This is a genomic window from Pseudomonas sp. PME37.24/025 (assembly GCF_055556615.1).
This window is the reverse complement of record NZ_JBVHNK010000247.1, coordinates 1-267: the sequence shown is the minus strand read 5'-3', so window position 1 is coordinate 267 and position 267 is coordinate 1. Positions and strand designations below refer to the sequence as shown.

Genomic DNA, 267 nt, shown 5'->3' with positions numbered 1-267 from the left:
GCCCGAGGACGCGGTGGCCTATGCCGCGCGCATCCTGCAGGATCAGTTGAGCCTGTTCGTCCACTTCGACGACCAGCTGCCGACCGGCCATGTCGCCGTCACCTCGGGCGGGGTTGCGACCCATGCGCCCGAAGAGAACGATGCCAACCAGCTCAACCGCTACCTGCTCAAGAAGGTCGACGAGCTGGAGCTGTCGGTGCGTTCGGCCAACTGCCTCAAGAACGACAACATCATCTACATCGGCGATCTGGTCCAGAAGACCGAGGC

The 267-nt window shown here is 63.3% G+C and carries 1 protein-coding gene; it reads left to right on the top strand.

All coding sequences use genetic code 11. From position 1 onward, the window contains the following. Positions 1-267 (top strand): DNA-directed RNA polymerase subunit alpha C-terminal domain-containing protein (locus ACZ3HH_RS30235; RefSeq protein ID WP_465810283.1); only part of this gene is annotated, 267 nt, incomplete at both ends.